Origin of the sequence: Sphingobacterium sp. B16(2022) (assembly GCF_012030425.1) — a bacterium.
GTDB classification, from domain to species: Bacteria; Bacteroidota; Bacteroidia; order Sphingobacteriales; family Sphingobacteriaceae; genus Sphingobacterium; species Sphingobacterium anhuiense.
The window spans coordinates 356674-372587 of sequence record NZ_JAAUVN010000002.1; the positions used below are offsets into that span (position 1 = coordinate 356674).

At 38.1% G+C, this 15914-nt stretch carries 9 protein-coding genes and 1 pseudogene; 9 read left to right on the forward strand and 1 reads right to left on the reverse strand.

Annotated features, from left to right (window positions below; all coding sequences use genetic code 11):
- The first annotated feature begins 338 nt into the window (after positions 1-338).
- The 5 genes and pseudogenes from HCX49_RS11955 to HCX49_RS11975 all read left to right on the forward strand — a co-directional run bounded on the left by HCX49_RS11955 (position 339) and on the right by HCX49_RS11975 (position 8052).
- A complete protein-coding gene (locus HCX49_RS11955) occupies positions 339-998 on the forward strand; it encodes a DUF6266 family protein (RefSeq protein ID WP_168127169.1) in 660 nt (219 codons plus the stop codon).
- 194 nt (positions 999-1192) lie between these two features.
- A pseudogene (locus HCX49_RS11960) lies at positions 1193-1315 on the forward strand (IS982 family transposase); the annotation flags it as partial.
- Positions 1316-2087: 772 nt separating this feature from the next.
- Positions 2088-4646, forward strand: a complete 2559-nt coding sequence (locus HCX49_RS11965) for a hypothetical protein (RefSeq protein WP_168127170.1) — start codon at positions 2088-2090, stop codon at positions 4644-4646.
- 25 nt (positions 4647-4671) lie between these two features.
- Positions 4672-5520, forward strand: coding sequence for a metallophosphoesterase family protein (locus tag HCX49_RS11970; RefSeq protein ID WP_168127171.1), 849 nt, complete (start codon positions 4672-4674; stop codon positions 5518-5520).
- Positions 5521-5670: 150 nt separating this feature from the next.
- The gene (locus tag HCX49_RS11975; protein WP_168127172.1) at positions 5671-8052 is read left to right on the forward strand and encodes a family 20 glycosylhydrolase; all 2382 of its coding nucleotides are present in this window, start codon (positions 5671-5673) and stop codon (positions 8050-8052) included.
- 177 nt (positions 8053-8229) lie between these two features.
- Here the strand turns inward: HCX49_RS11975 and HCX49_RS11980 are convergent, their stop codons facing one another.
- Positions 8230-8511: a hypothetical protein gene (locus tag HCX49_RS11980; RefSeq protein WP_132845133.1), complete on the reverse strand. Its 282-nt coding sequence runs from the start codon at positions 8509-8511 to the stop codon at positions 8230-8232.
- Positions 8512-8868: 357 nt separating this feature from the next.
- Between HCX49_RS11980 and HCX49_RS11985 the strand changes: the two genes are divergently transcribed.
- The 4 genes from HCX49_RS11985 (at position 8869) to HCX49_RS12000 (ending at position 15867) form a co-directional block, all read left to right on the forward strand.
- The gene (locus tag HCX49_RS11985) at positions 8869-9711 is read left to right on the forward strand and encodes a sugar phosphate isomerase/epimerase family protein (RefSeq protein ID WP_168127173.1); all 843 of its coding nucleotides are present in this window, start codon (positions 8869-8871) and stop codon (positions 9709-9711) included.
- A gap of 17 nt (positions 9712-9728) precedes the next feature.
- A complete protein-coding gene (locus HCX49_RS11990; RefSeq protein ID WP_168127174.1) occupies positions 9729-12119 on the forward strand; it encodes a glycosyl hydrolase family 95 catalytic domain-containing protein in 2391 nt (796 codons plus the stop codon).
- A 366-nt stretch (positions 12120-12485) separates the two neighbouring features.
- The gene (locus HCX49_RS11995; RefSeq protein WP_168127175.1) at positions 12486-13031 is read left to right on the forward strand and encodes an RNA polymerase sigma-70 factor; all 546 of its coding nucleotides are present in this window, start codon (positions 12486-12488) and stop codon (positions 13029-13031) included.
- A 346-nt stretch (positions 13032-13377) separates the two neighbouring features.
- Positions 13378-15867, forward strand: a complete 2490-nt coding sequence (locus tag HCX49_RS12000) for a hypothetical protein (protein WP_168127176.1) — start codon at positions 13378-13380, stop codon at positions 15865-15867.
- Positions 15868-15914: the final 47 nt, after the last annotated feature.

The window sequence follows — 15914 nt, forward strand, 5'->3', positions numbered from 1 at the left end:
TCGTAACAAAGCAGGCTCATGCCTATTTCTTCCATTTCATCAGTTTTGCTAAGTGCAATGAGTTTCAGCCAGAATATTTTTGTTACACAACCGGAGGTTCCTCTCTTTAATTTTAGGTGCAGCAAACGAAGATCAGATGATTACCAAATTATAACTTTTAACATTATTTGTTCAGTGTTTGTTCAGTACTTGCTCAGTGATCACTCAGTGTAGACTGTATCAATATTGACTGATTACTGTATAAAAATTGATTAAAAATTGCTATTAATTAAAATCTGGTATTAGGATGTGTTCGTTTTAATGTTTATCTTAATTATCTATAAACTAATCAGGTAATTATGGCAATCATCAAAAATGGCGTTAATGGGACTGTTTCCGGGAAAGCAGGTTCTGTTGTGTTTGTCTTAACGAAAACAGGAAATTATGTGCGTTCTCTCCCTCGTGTTAAAAAACGGGCACCTACACCTGAGCAGCTGCTCAGTAGAACACGCTTCAAAATTGTGAGGTCGCATATTAGTATGTTAAATCCCATTATCAATATTGGTTATAATGCATACAGCTATCCTAAGCGGGCATATGATGTGGCGATGTCTTATAATTTGAACCAGGCACTTATTCAGAAAGAAGACGGTTTTGTAGTTGACTGGCAGAAATTTATGATTGCCAAAGGAAGCCCGAATCCCATCACTTCCTACACGATGGATTTCGATCAAGAAAATCAAGTGATTCGGGTTACCTGGGAATATGATGTCTATCTGGAGAAGAAGTTTAACACCAGGTCTTACGATTCCTTCTTAATCCTGTATAATGCAGAAGATAATGGGGCTGAATATCCACTTTTGATGAACGACTCGAAAGACAGTTTAATATCTTGCAAACAAAATGTTAAAATCCCGAAACATAAAAAGGAAGTGACGTATGAAGTGTTTATCTTTTTTGTAGAGAGCTATGGTGGTGGTAATACAGACAGTATGCACCTGGGCAATATAAAGGTTTGAGCGGTATCATGTGTCATTATTCCAGGGTGAATGTAAACTGGAGTTACGACCTTTGAAACAGATTTAATAAATTAAAGAAACCCGTTGTGCATTATGATTTAGGGCTATAAATAAGTTGTTCATTACTCTGATAATCAGTAAACTGTTTTTACGACAAAACGATTTAGAATGAACAACCTACTAGCAAATTACGAAAGAATATTGAAGGGTTCAAGACCAGGATTTTAACAAAGATTACCGCGATGACTGTCATTCATTACATCAACAAAAATATATTCAACAGAAATATCAATAATTTAAAAATTAGCACTATTTAAAATGCATAACGGGTTATTATAAATATTAGGTTAACTTTTTACTATCGTTGGGTGAGACTGGGGGAGTTGGTGCCGAGGCGTAAAGGAAAACGGCATTACTTTTACAAAGAGGATTTGTTACAGCAACTGGAAGAAGGAAGACGACGGGGAAGGATCTGATGTTTCCGTGAGCGGTAATGATCTGCAATGATAGACTCGTTACGAGCGATTATATCATTTGGAGTCAATTTTAAAGCTCATTTGTTCGAGAGCTGTTCGACTGTTGTTCGAGAGCTGTTCGGGACTTGCTCGTGACTTGTTCGGGTGCGCTTCGACTGCTGTTCGACAGGGCTTCGGGAAACTGCCGAAGCCCTGTCGAACAATTGCCGATAATTAACCAAAGTAATCTCGAACAAGTCTCCTAGTGTATGCGAGCATGTGTCAAACGCGTGTCGATGCCACTTGTTTATGGTCGGCTTGTTATGATGATCGCAGTTGATGATGAAGACACTCATTTGCGATCATTTACGTTCATTTATCGTTATGTCAAATTTTAGGACTTACTTTCGCTTTCGATGTATCCAATGGCTGTAAGATGGAGCATATTTGAAATTTTAGATCTGCCTGGGATGTTTTGATTCAGACCGATCCTGTTGAATAATATTTTTGAGATTGACTAGGGTTAAGTTTTCCTGAGTCGTCTTTTATTTGTTGTATTCTCTTTTATTTGAAATATGCTGTTTGCTTAGCTGTATCTGAAAGAAGAAATACCAAAACCTAGATAACGAATAATATGAATATACTGAAAAAAGATGCCTTCCTGAGGTTACCATTTGTATGTGGACTATTGCTGCTCGGTGGCAATAGTTTCGCACAGCAAGTGGTCCTGAAGAATGATAAAATACAGCGCACATTGACCTATGACGGGCAGGTATGGAGGACAACTTCTTTTATGGATATGGATCACAAAAGAAAACTGAAAGTAACGAGTGATGAAATCCATATTCTACCTATGGAAACTACGAAAGGCTATAGCATTGATGCGTTTATAGCCGTAAATAAACCTAAAGAATTCAACAAAGGAGATACCTCTTTTGTGGAGATCAGTTATCGTCCGAAAGATAAGTTTAAGCAAATTTTAGAAATTCCACTAGAATTGAAGATCACTTATTTTGTGGTGGCCGGCGAACGTTTTTCTAGAAAGAAGTTGCAATTATCGTATGCCCGAAAAGTAACGGTAGACCGTCTGGAGGTAGAGCGTATGTATATGCAGAAGAATGCTAGCGGAGGTGGACGCGGAGAGCCTGTGTTTATTGATAATGCGTGGTTTTTTGGTCTTGAATATCCTGCGGGGCATAGTAGACATACCGATGGTAATTTACCTGCAGCAGATGCGCGTCATTTTGAAAAAGTTGGTAATTACAGTTTCATCGATCTGGAAGGCCGGGATATCGAACCGGAGACAAAAAAAGGTGCCATGCGCTTAATGCATTTTCCGGGTTTTGCGAAACAAAATACGACGGGTGGCTTTAACATAGACAGTAAAATAGCAGCTACTGGGGTTGTAAAAGATGACCTTTCTATCCAACAATCTTTTATGGACTATCTATCGACGATGTGGAAGGCACCGAGTTCATTTTTACATTATAATAACTGGTTTGATGCAGCCGCCAAAGACCTAAGCGGTGACGGACTGCTCAACGTTTATAAAAGCTTTAAAAAAGCAATTGAACCCTATGGCGTGAAAATGGACGCTATGGTGGCCGATGATGGATGGCAGGACAGAAAATCGATCTGGGAGCCTTCGCCCCGCTACTTTCCGAACGGTATGGCCGATGTTAAATTATTGCGCGATAAATTGAAAAAAGAGGGTGTTGATTTCGGTTTGTGGCTATCCATATCGGGTTATACCAATAATATTGATTGGGGGAAAGCAGCAGGTTATGCCGAAGCGGTGCGTAATGAATATTTTTCACAGTATGGTCGCTATTACAGCTTGAGTGCCGATAAGTATAAAAATGAGGTCATGAAAAAGATCCCTGCAATTGCGAAAGAACTGGATTTGGTTTATTATAAACATGATTTCAACGACCTGTCGGATAAGAGTACCGGTAACAATCATCCGGGGACAGATAGGCATGGACATGAGGCTAATCTGGATGCACAGATCGACGTTTTACTGGCAACTCGTGCAGTTAAGCCTGATATTATACAGAATCTTACCAACTGGATCTGGTTTTCGCCTTACTGGTTGGTTTACTCCGATTACTTATGGTTACTGGCTGGTGATGATGGAATGAATGCAAATTGGCCTGAATTGTCCAAATGGGCAATGAAATCTACCGACCGCGATGCTTATTTTGCGCGCATGTGGGGAAACGCTGGCGACCGTCCCTTGGTGCCGATTTCCAAAATTATGACACATGGTATCGTGAAAACGGGAGATGCATCGGAACATGAAACATTGCAGGATTGGATGGACTATGCCTTGATGCATTATGGACGCGGTACCCTTTTGAAAGAGTGGTATATCTCGGCTGCTTCGATGACGGAAGACGAATGGAAGGTCTTGTGTCTGGTAGATAATTGGGCTAAGAAACATCGTAATGAACTCAATAAAACATTTTATGTAGGTGGTCGTCCTGATGAAGGGGCAGTGTATGGTTATATAGGCTGGGAGGGCGAACAAGGCGTGCTGACTGTCAGAAATCCCGCAGCTGAAACGCAGACAATTCGCATCCCTTTTAATGAAACGGTAGGTTTTTCACTAGCTAAAAATAAGGAATATCATGCGCAGGTGGTTTACCCTTATCATGATCAATATGCGAAAACCTTTACATCAGGTAAGGTGATGGAGATTGAGGTTCCGGGTTATTCAACGATGGCTTTGGAATTTAGAGAGGGAGCAGTTCCGTCGGTTAAGTCTGCGATTTCCAGGCCGGAGTTTAAAACGGAGAAGGGAGCGCAACAGATTACTACAAAATTGCAGGTACCTATAGATGTGAAGGGCAGAGCAGAATTGTTGATTATTGGTTGGCCTCACGACGTTCAGGTAAGTATCAATGGAGAAGTTCAGGTACCAACGAAGTCAGAAAAAGCAAATTTGAATGCCTTTGCCGGATATGCAAAAGCGGGTATGATTCTTCCGGATGCCAAAGATTGGAAAATGAACAGTTTCGATTTGATGCGGTACAAAGGTCAGGATATCGAGATTACATATAACCGTATCGATGAGTTTGAAAGTCATTTGCTACTCGAGCGTCAGGTTGAGGCAAAAGACTATAATACTGCTAATGATGTTTTATGGCCACTGTCAAATGATACTCGGAGACAGACCTTGAAACTTTACTAGTTTCAGAAACAAAATAATTAATATTATGAAATCAGTTTTTTTAACGATCGGATTGATCGTCTTTAGTTTTTTAGCGCAAGCTCAGGAAAAATTTTCCTTCGCATTTTTTACTGATCTGCACTTGAATACGAGTGAAGAAACCAAAAGTTTTGACGCTTTAGGGAAAGCTTTGGAACACGCAAAGTCTAAAAAAGTAGATTTTGTTCTATCTGGTGGTGATAATGTTGATGTCGACGCTTACAAAGCAGATCAGTTGCCGAAAGCGAAGAGTATGTTCCAGAAATACAAGGATCAGATCGATGCTTCTAAAATGAAGTATTACTACGCCATCGGTAACCACGATCGTTACTGGCACTACGATGGTAAGGATGGTGCCGGATTGTTTGAATCTGTCTTCGGTAAAAGCTACTACAGTTTTGAGCATAAAGGATGGCGCTTTATCGTGCTCAATTCGGCTCAAATTTGTAATGGTAAATATTGTGTCGATGACGAACAAAAAGCTTGGTTAGAAGGAGTGCTGGCAAGTACGCCGAAAAACCAACCGATCGTTGTAGTAGCACACGTTCCGTTCTTGTCGCTATACTATCCGGTATTGGAAGGAAAGTATACAGATGCAGATACGTTTAGTAATCAAAAAGCTGTTTTTGATCTTTTTGGTCAGCATAACCTGAAGTTAGTTTTGCAGGGACATCAGCACCTTTATGAGGAAATCAAAGTAAAAGGTGTACAGTTTATCACTGCAGGTGCTATCTGTGCGAGCTGGTGGGGTGGCCCATTTCATGGTACACAAGAAGGTTACCTAAAAGTGGATGTCAACGGTGATAAATTCAAATGGGACTATATTGATTACGGTTGGACCGTTAATGGTAAGTAAATAACAGGGAATGGATTATTAAGCCTCTCACGTCAAGTGAGGGGCTTTTTACTTATCTTGTTTTAAATACTTAAAATAAGGGAAATTCACCCTCTTTTAAATAAATTTTTGCACTTTAGTAACATCAAATCTAAAGAACATAAGATCATTATGAAATTGAAAAAAATCTATGCAATATTGGCATTCCAGCTTATTGCTGGAGGTCTTTTTGCACAGGAACAGCTCGATAGCCTTGCTGTTACAAAATTAAGTCCCCTCTTTTCTCAACCGACTCTGAAGAATAACAAGCTGGTTGTCCCGCAGATAAAAGGATATGAAGTCTCTCTGATCGGGTCGGATAATAAAGTGGTGATTGACCTAAATGGTCATATATCGCAACCTCTGATCGATAAAAAAGTTAATGTACTCTATAAGATCGTACGTAAATCGGATCGGGCTTTTGGTGAAATTCCGATGAAAGATATTGTCATCAAAGGTGTATATGGTGATAATGGAGTGGGGGAACAACCTTTCGTAATTCCTTCCTTGCGTGAGTGGTATGGTGTGGATGGCGTATTCCAATTGCGTCCTGAGTCAACGATCGTGCTGGAACAACAAAATGAAGAGTCGTCAAAAGTTGCACAGCTTTTAAAAGAGGATATCAAAAAGTTGATCGGACTGGATCTGCCTGTGCGAACTGGAGAACCAAAAGCGGGTGATATTTTTATTGGATCTAAAGGTGATAAGGCTTTGGGAAATGAAGGGTATTCGCTAAAAATTGATGATGTTTTCAGTATTCAGGCTCCAAATTATAACGGTAAGGTTTTCGGAACGAGAACATTACTTCAATTGCTTGCTCAAAATAAAAAACAACTGAGCATATCGAAAGGTTTCTCTCGTGATTATCCTACATACGAGGTGCGGGGATTTATGCTGGATGTTGGACGTAAATTTTTTACGATCGATTTCTTAAATGATTATGTGGAGATGATGTCTTATTACAAGATGTCAAATTTCCATATCCACCTTACGGATAACGCCTTCGATAAATATTTTAACTACGATTGGGATAGCACTTATGCAGGTTTTCGGTTAGAAAATGAACGCTATCCAAATCTTGCCTCTAAAGATGGACACTATACCAAAGCTGAATTTATTGCCTTACAGAAAAAGGCGCTTCGTTATGGGGTGACTATTATTCCAGAAATCGATGTGCCTGCCCATTCATTGGCAATTAGCCATGCTATTCCTGAAGTAGGGAGCCGTAAGTTTGGAATGGATCATCTTGATCTGGATAATCCAAAAAGTTATGAGGTGGTCAAAAATATTTTTGATGAATATACACAAGGTCCTAATCCGGTATTTATTGGTGAAGAGATACATATCGGAACGGATGAGTATGCAAAAAGTGAATCTGAGAAATTTAGAAAATTCACCGATTACGTGATTAAAGTGGTGCAGGATAATGGTAAGAAAGTACGTGCCTGGGGTGCTTTGACACATGCTCAAGGAACAACGCCTGTTCGGGTTAAGGATGTACGATTAAACATGTGGTACAATGGTTATGCCGATCCTATCGCGATGAAAAAATTGGGTTACCAACAGATCAGTACACCTGATGGTTGGTTGTATATCGTACCGGCTGCGGGTTATTATTACGACTACCTCAATACCGACCACCTGTATAATAATTGGGAACCGAGAATGATTGGTGATATCACCTTTGAAAAAGGTGATCCGATCGTTGATGGTGGTATGTTTGCCGTTTGGAATGATATCGCAGGAAATGGGATATCGGAAAAAGATGTGCATAACCGTGTGTTCCCAGCCATACAGGTACTTGCTGAGAAAATGTGGGGAGCAGCAGATCAACATACAAGTTTATTTACTTTCAATCAAAAGAAAAAATCAGTCATTGAAGCTCCAGGTCTAAATATGAGAGGTCATTATGCGGCTCTTGATCCTGTGATTGTTCACCTGAATTTTGATTCGCAAACGCGCAATCAAATGGATAACGAATGGAAAGAAGCTAACACCACGGGTACTCAATTTGAAAAAGGGATAAAAGATAATGGTCTTAAGTTTACGGGTGAAACAAGTAAATTGATTTTACCTATTGCTGAAATTGGTGAGCAGTATACGGTGTTTTTCTGGATCAAACCTGAGACAAATTTAGTTGGTGATCTGTTTGTATCGAAAAATGCAAAAGTTTTCAGTGATGGTAAAGGTCTTGGATATGCTCGTGACGGTTATCAATACTATTTTGATTATACTTTACCTATAAATGAGTGGAGTCAGCTAAGCATCACAGGTGATCATATCGGTACACAATTGTATGTGAACGGTAAATTGATCAAGGATATGAAACCTTTTGATGTGGTGATGCCTTATAAGGATAAGAATAATGGTAAAGAAATCAAGTATAAGAAAGTGCAGACCTTAGTTTTTCCGCTGTCCGAGATCAGCTTAAAAAATGCTATTTTAGATGAGCTAAAGGTTTATAATAAAAAATTGACCAGTCAAGAAATTGTGAGTGAATTTAGAACATACTAGCACTTTTTACAATCATTTCGAACTGCTCTTTATATCTTACATGCCTGCCATTTTGAAATGGTAGGCATGTTTGTTTTGAGTATAATCGTAAAAAAAGATATCATCCAATCTTTGGATGATATCTTTTAAAAACTTTATTTTAGGATATAAGACGAAAGGTAATAGTCCTGTCGGAAATTAATTTGAAACAGCGATGATGCTTTCAAATACTTTGTCCATAAAGAGTACAGTATCCATATTTTTTTCATACTTCCTATGTTCAAATAGAAGTTCAAAATTACCGTTATATTTCATTGCAACAAGTTCAAATTTGCGTAGTTCCAGCCAGGTTGGAATCTCCTCGATACTGGGTACTGCACAGGTGATGGTTTTAAAATTTCCTTGTTGCGTAATGCTATAATGAACATGGACCGGAGTAGAGGTCTTCTTCGGATAGCTGACCATAATGTTTTGTTTCATACTGAATATAAAAATGAAAAAATAGTTGATGCCGCTCACTACGAAGAGCAGGAATCGCTAAGTGCAGACGATCTGCCTAAAGCCAGAAAGATAGAAGGAGAGATGTCGTTATCAATGAACGAGGACGTAGCGTAATCTCAGTTTTTAATCACATTTATGTAAGATACTGAAATTAAGTTAAATAAGCAAATGTTAGGCAATTGTTGTATGAAGCGTTGAAACGCTATTATACCTTTTTGGAGCGTAAAATTATTGTGATTTATCGGTTATTTAGTGTTAAATTAATATCTTTAGAGCTAGGTCGACAGCAGGTATGACCACTATCAATTAAACCATTCGAGTAATACCGAGATTATTATGAACGCAAGAAGAGAATTTCTCCAAAAGGGATTTTTGGGAATATCTGGATTAGCCTTAGCCAGTACATTTCAATTGGAGGCACGGGCAACTACTTTAGTAAAAAAAGGAAAAGAAGATGGCTTCCATTTGGGAGTTGCAGGTTATAGTTTTGTCAATTTTAAGTTAGACGAGTCTTTAAGTATGATGAAGCGGATGGATATTAAATACCTATGCATCAAAGATTTTCATCTTCCTTTTAAGAGTACAGCAACCGAAATTAGTAATTTTCATGAAAAGCTAAAGCAATCTGGTGTTACGGGTTATGCTGTAGGTCCGATTTACACCACTTCGGTAAAAGCAATCGACGATGCTTTCGATTATGCTAAACGTGTAGGAGTTAATTTAATCATCGGTATTCCGAATAAAGAAGATTTGACCTATCTATCCAATAAGACAAAGGAAACAGGTATCCGTTTTGCGATTCATAATCATGGTCCTGAAGATAAATTGTATCCGAATGCTACGGTGATTTATAATCTGATCAAAGATTTAGATGCTAACCTGGGGATGTGTTTTGATATGGGACATGATACGCGGGATGGTCAGGACGCGATCAAAGATTTACAACAATATCACAAAAGAATATTTGATATACACCTCAAAAATGTCACTTCAGCAACTGCGGAAGGGACTACCTGTGAGCTTGGTCGTGGAGTCATTCATATTCCTTTATTTATAAAAGCATTGCGTAAGGTGAACTATAGTGGTAAGTGTAGCTTGGAACATGAAAAAGATATGGAGGATCCTTTGGCAGGTTTGGCCGAATCGACAGGATATTTTAGAGGTGTTTGTGCTGTTTGATCTTTAGAATAAATTATATGTTTTCAACTAAGTTAATCCCATATTTTACATCAGTGAAAGTATGGCTATCCTTCTTGCTTTTCTTTATGATTGTTGTGGATGTAAGGGCGCAACATCAGGATCATGTTTTATGGTATAAAGAACCTGCTAAAAACTGGAATGAAGCATTGCCTGTCGGAAATGGTCGATTGGGTGCTATGGTATTTGGCGATTATAATAAAGAGACGATACAGCTTAATGAGGAAAGTTTATGGGCAGGTACCAAACAAGATGCAAATGCGGATGCTGCTACAAAATTGCCAGAAATACAAGCGTTATTGATCGCTGGTGAAATTGAAAAAGCTGCTGCGCTATCCGAAAAATACCTAAAAAGCGACCCGTTAAGAATACGCTCTTACCAGTCTTTTGGAGAATTACAGATTGATTTTGCGAACGAACGGTATAAACCTGAACAGATTACTGATTATCGACGTGAATTGGATATTCAAAGTGGTATTACAACTGTCCACTATCAATTGAATGGGGTACAGTATAAAAGAGAAGTTTTTGTATCGGCTCCTGACAATGTGGTCGTCATCCGCTTGACGGCAGATAAACCGGGTAAACTTACTTTCCGTTTATCGTACGGTAGGGAGCAGGATGCTACTGCGATGCCACAGAGTGAAAAGGAACTGCGCATACAGGGACAGATTGCAGATCTGCCACATAAAGATGCGAGTGAACCAGGATTGCATATGAAGTTTGCAGGTTTGATGCGAGGCGTAAACAAAGGAGGTAGCCTAGTGGCGATAGCCAATTCATTTTTTGTGAAAGATGCCGATGAGGTATTGATCTATTTTACCGCTGCGACCGACTATAATTTCTCGATATTAAATTATGACCGTACGATCGATCCATTTTTACGTTGTCAGGAAATCATCGATAAGGTTAAAAATTTACCCTTTGACGAGGCTGAGAAACGTCATGTAATGGATCATCGTAATTTATTTGACCGTGTGGTTTTTAATATGGGTACCCCCTCTCTGTTGCCCACCAATGAGCGTCTAAAAATGGTGAAAGACGGTCAACTGGATTTGTCTCTGATTAGTCTATATTTTCAATATGGACGCTATCTATTGATGGGGTCATCCCGTGCGCCAGGTGTACTTCCTGCTAATCTGCAAGGTATCTGGAATAAGGATATGAATGCGCCATGGAGTTCTGATTTTCATACCAATATCAATATCCAGATGAATTATTGGCCAGCAGAGGTGTGTAATCTTTCTGAAACGGTCGTGCCTTTTTCAAACTTTATTTCGGCTTTACGTGAACCCGGTCGTGTCACCGCCCGGAAAACATACAATGCTTCGGGATGGACAATGAACCACCTCACGGATTTATTCGGACGTACCGCGATAACGGATGGTGTTGGATGGGGTACTTTTCCTATCGCAGCTTCATGGCTGGTACTACATCAATGGGATCATTATTTGTTTACAAAGGATAAAGAATACTTGAAGAAAGAGGCTTACCCGTCAATGCAGGAAGCAGCGCAGTTTATGTTGGACTATCTTGTCGAAGATAAAAACGGAAATTTGGTTACAGCTCCTTCGAATTCCCCTGAAAATCAATATCGCATGGCTGATGGAAAGCAGTTTATGTTAACGTATGGTGCCACCATGGATGTACAGATCATCAATGAATTATTTCAAGCATGTGTGGAAGCAGAAACAATTTTAGGTCAAAAATCTGATTTTTCTGATCGCTTGAAAGCTGCAATGAAAAAACTACCTCCGGTTAAAATTAGTCCACGCTATAACACGATTCAGGAATGGATAGAGGATTATGAAGAGGTTGAACCGGGTCACCGACATATTTCGCATCTTTTTGGTTTGTATCCAGGGAAATCAATTAATGCAAATGACCCTGAAATTTTTGAAGCTGCACGCAGAACGATAGCCCGTCGTCGTTTTTATAATGAGAATGAAGGCAACCGTATGGGAAGCTATACAGGATGGAGTCGAGCTTGGATGATCAATTTTTACGCACGTTTACTGGATGGGGATGAGGCTGGAAAAAATGTGCAGGAGCTCCTAGCTAAAACAACTTTGGATAATTTGTTTAATACGCATCCACCATTTCAGATTGATGGTAACTTTGGCGGAACTGCAGGTATAGCAGAGATGTTGATCCAAAGTCATAATGATGAGGTACATTTATTGCCAGCACTGCCACCGACTTGGGCAACTGGAGAAGTAAAAGGTTTGCGCGTACGTAATGGATTGGTTGTGGATATGAAGTGGGAAAATGGAGAGTTGATTGATGCTGCCATATATGCTAAAGAGACTAAAAAGGTAACAGTGCGTTATAAAAATAAAGTAAAAACAATGAAAGTAACTGCGAATAAACCGCTGATTGTTCAATTTTAATTTTAATTTATCAATAAACACAAAGGGCTCCAATGTAATGGAGCCCTTTGTGTTTATTGGTATTTACATGAATTATTTATATTCCTATTATAATATTTTTTACAGTTCAATCATACATTTTGTTTCTAGAACCTATTTAAGAATAGCTGACAATATCCTAGTTAAAGTTTAGTTCTCGAATAATAGTACTATTTGCAAAGAAAACATAGATATAGGTCAAATTAAGCGTGGTTGTATTTATATGAATTGCGAATCTTTACCATGTACGAATAGAAGATATATTACTGCGAAAACAACGATGTTGTTATAACCTAATAAAAAATACGATACGCAAAGTAAACTGTCTATTCTTTATTTCGGAATTGAATGATGGAGCAGGTACAGGTAAAACAAAATTTTAATGAATTGTTTAAGGAATATCATCAAAGATCATTTTTATTTGCACGATCTCTTGTTCATATCAATGAAGTAGCGGAAGACATTGCTTCCGAAGCGCTGATTGTGTTGTGGGAGCGAATGAATGTTGAAATTGTTCAATCTCCTAAGAGTTTTCTTTTTAGAGTTGTAAAAAACAAGGCTCTTGATTACCTCAAACATCAAAAAGTTCTGAAAAGATTTGTCGAATCTATTGATGAATGGAATGGAAAGCAGTTGCAACAGCATATGAATACTTTAGATAAAAGAGATGAAGAGGTTCTTTTTTCGAAAGAAATCAAAGAAATAGCTGCGAAGACTTTAGAGTGTTTACCAAAAAAAACCAGAGAAGTATTTGTACTAAGCCGACATCAGCATCTGTGCGGTAAGAAAATAGCAGAGGAGTTGGGTATTACCGTGAAAGGTGTGGAATATCACATTACAAAAGCTTTGAAAGTTATGACGGTCAATCTCAAAGATTATATAACCAAAGTCTAGTTTATCATTATTCTCGCCTACTACTTAAAGTGTTTCTTTGGATAAATTTTCATGGATATGAAATTTTGATTAAAATTTTACAATCTATTATGAAGTGAATTTTGTGTCATTACAATACTATAAAATTAGTTGTACATCCGATGTTTTGTGCAAAAAAACATTGATAAAAGTCAAAATAAGCGTAGCTGCTCAGGCAACATATTTTAATCTTTACAGTATAAATAAGCAATGTTGTTTCTCGTAAACGATTATTGTTTTTTTATTAACCATCTATGATCAGGACATAACAGACCAACTGTTATGATCGGATAAATAACCAAGTTTACTTACAAAGTATTATAAACCAATGAAAAACTATAAAATATGGATTAAATTGTCCCTACTATGTGGCCTATTTATACTTTCCTCTTTTCGAGTAGACATCAAGTTTCATATTGAGAGCGACTATTTGAAAATTACTATTGATGATAAAGGAAGTATTAAGAGTTTGTTTGATAAATCTAAAGAAATGGAGTATTTTTCTAATGGACAATCTTCCCCTATATTAAGTCTTTACAAGAAATCAACTTATATCCATCCTGAAAAAGCAGTCTATAATAAAACTGCCCAGACAATAAGTCTATACTATCCATCCAAGAATATTGCAATTGTTAAAATAATCAATAAAGGAAGATACCTCCGTTTGGAGTTACTTTCTTTAAGTTCTAGTAAAGATATTGAAGCTATAGTGTGGGGGCCATATCAAACAACAATAAACCAAATAGTAGGTGAAACAGTGGGAGTGGTGAGAGATAAGGAATTTGCTTTGGGTATACAAGCATTGAACATCAATACCATAGAAGGGATTCCTGAAAGTGGAGATAATGCTGGTGGAGGCATGTTTATTGACCCTCTACCAGGACAACAACTGCCCGAATCTTTAAAAGATCAAATAGGCAAAAGGGTTTCTATTGATGTCAATAAGGATGGTGATTTACCGGACTATGTACGGATGTATAGAGGTAGTATGGCTGTAAAGAAGCCACATGGTAGTGAACTCCGTCTGTTTTCTAGAAATAGAAATATACCTAGAATCATTGGTGCGGATGCATCTATTCAGTATGTTTCTGCAATCGATTCCGATTTTTTGGGTAGTGCTATTGCACTCTTTGGTTGTCCTGAGCCTGAGGTATTGAATGTGATTGAAGCAATCGAATTGGGTGAGGGCCTACCGCACCCTATGATTGATGGTGTTTGGACTAAAAGATCAAGAAGACCTTCGGAAGCTTATATGTTGTATGAAGGGAGTAATATGGACCACTGTTTAAATTACGCTAAACAAGCTAATTTCAGATTAGTTCATATTGGCGATATTTTTGAAAGTTGGGGACATTTCGGATTACGGACTAAACGTTTTCCAAATGGAGCTGGTGATATTAAAAAGTTTACTGCAAAAGCTAAAGATGCAGGTATATCGATTGGTATACATACCCTGACTACTTTTACTGGGGTAAACGATGCATATGTTTCTCCAGTTCCTAATGATAGTTTGGCAAAAACAGGTAGTTCTATTTTACTAAAGGATCTAGGTGAAGATGACCGGGAGCTATTTATAAAAGATCCTTTATGGTTTAACAATATGGGGACAACACATACCATTAAAATTGGGGATGAGTTGATTGCATACAAGTCTGTTTCGAAAGAAGAACCATGGCGGTTAGAAGGTTTGGTTAGAGGTCAGTTTAAAACGGTTAAGGCAAAACATAAGGTGGGGGATAAGGTCGATAAATTAGCAAATAATAGCTATAATGGATTTTTACCTGATATATATCTGCAACAGAAGTATGCCAAAAGATTAGCTGAAGTATGCAATGAGACCGGTATAGACCTGATGGATTTTGATGGATTTGAAGGTCTTGAGGCGACGGGGCATGGTACTTACGGTGAGAATAAATTTATATCCGAATGGTATAAGACGTTGGATCGTGATCGTTTGGTTTGCGGCTCAAATACGGCACATTATTTTTGGCATATCTATTCTTTTATGAACTGGGGAGAACCATGGTATAGTGGGTTAAGAGAAAGTCAGATCAATTATCGTATTGAAAATCAGCGTTATTTTCAACGGAATTATATGCCCGGCATGCTCGGTTGGTTTAAAATTGATCCAAGCTATCGTCCAGAAGAAATCGAATGGATACAGGCTCGAAGTGCTGCATTTGATGCAGGTTATCTCTTGCGAATTGACGAAAGTATTGAAAAAAGCGGTTTTAAAAATCATTTTTTTGAAGCTATCCGAGAATGGCAGAAGGCTAGAAATAGTCGGGCATTTAGCAATGCCCAGATTGAGATGTTTAAAGATCCTAAAAAGGAGTTTCACTTGAAGAAATTGACAGATTCTAGTTGGGAGCTTTATCCTGTTCGTTTATCAATGGGAAATGAACACAAATTTAGAGAAGTACAGACTGGCGAACCTGTTGCAAGTCATTTTAATATAGAAAATTCATTCGGCGCTCAACCTGTTCAATTCTATATCGAAGCGAATACAATTGAAGGAAATAAAACGGCAACAATAACCAATTTAAAGCTAGAAATAAATAAGTTTCAAGTGATTGAAATAGATGAATCAATTAAAGCAGGTGACAAGCTGATGTGTGATGGCCAGGTACTTTATTTATGTGATGCAACTTGGAACAAGCTGAAAGAGTTAAAAATAGGGAGTATGCCGCATTGGGATGAGGGTAAAAATGAAGTTGTGATTACAAGCGATTTTTCAGGTGAGCAGTCTCCTGTTTTAAAGTTTGACTTCAAGACTATAGGTAAACCTGAAGCTGTTAAGTCAATAATTGATCAATAACCTCTTTTTTTAATCGAATTATAATAAATTAATTTAACCTTAAATCG